The 1081-nt window shown below is 37.1% G+C and carries 1 protein-coding gene and 1 pseudogene; both read right to left on the reverse strand.

Annotated features, from left to right (window positions below; all coding sequences use genetic code 11):
* Positions 1–21: 21 nt before the first annotated feature.
* Positions 22–399 carry a hypothetical protein gene (locus BN52_RS07505; protein WP_008473854.1) on the reverse strand — a complete coding sequence of 126 codons (378 nt, stop codon included), beginning with the start codon at positions 397–399 and terminating at the stop codon, positions 22–24.
* 78 nt (positions 400–477) lie between these two features.
* Positions 478–1081: pseudogene (locus BN52_RS07510) on the reverse strand (IS30 family transposase); the annotation flags it as partial.

Consider the following 1081-nt stretch of genomic DNA (forward strand, 5'->3'; position numbering starts at 1 on the left):
CGTTTTAATTTAAGAATGAATTTAATCTGCGGGATCATCAACCAAGAACTGGCTATCTAGTTTCGCAGTAACTCTATTAAAACGCAATACAATTAATGCATATTCTTTGAAATGTTTTTCAACTTGTATACCGTCTTCCTCAACATATCTTCGCAGATGCTCCAAAGTAGCCCAATTAAATGAAACAGCCTTTCTTTGAATAATTTTAGCTAGTTGCTTATGTAAGTTATCTGTATATGCTTGAATAATTTTCTCAATACTCGTTTGATCCTCAATTAAATTTAACTCTTTTAAGAATTCACCAGCTTGTAAAAGAGCTTTCTGCGGATCAGTAGAGTTCCGGAGATTAAACATGATTTCATCAACTTTTTTAAGTTTTTCAATTTCTTGTACTGTCATTTATTATTTCTCCTGTAAATATCACTTGACCTAGCATTTTTATTTTACTCTATTCAACGATTATTCGAACTTGAATTGTCAAACTAAGTGCAACGACTCAGATTTATATACCTCATATGGTGTTAGATATCCTAAACATTTTCTTGGGCGTTTATTTATCTTGGAGAATATCTCCTGGACTTCTTCTTGGCTATATTTGCTTAAATCTTGCCCCTTTGGAAGATATTCTCTTATCAGGCCATTTGTGTTTTCATTGCTTCCTCTCTGCCATGGATGATGTGGCTTAGGAAAGTAAAATTCAACCTTGAGTTCTTGCGTTACTTCTTCATGCTTGGCAAACTCCTTGCCTCTATCTGGAGTTATAGATTCACAAGGTTGATCCCTCAAGGCGTCGATCATCGTTTGATTAACCGCATCAGCTTTCTTTTCTTGTGCCTTGCCTCCAAGCAAATATCTACTCTTGCGATCTACCAATGTCACCAAGCAGGCTTTTCCAACTATACCGGCAAACTGTATCTGCTTCCCAATCGCCGATTCTTGTTCGATTTTCAGCCTCTGTTGAACGCTCTTCGATATCATGGCTGATTCGAATTTTTCCCCTCCGTTCTACATAGTCCTTTGTATGACGAGATTTCCCGCGATGACGAAGCTTTCTAATAGCACCTCTATTGCCATGGCTCAA

The sequence above is a fragment of the Lactobacillus gigeriorum DSM 23908 = CRBIP 24.85 genome (assembly GCF_000296855.1).
Taxonomy (GTDB): domain Bacteria; phylum Bacillota; class Bacilli; order Lactobacillales; family Lactobacillaceae; genus Lactobacillus; species Lactobacillus gigeriorum.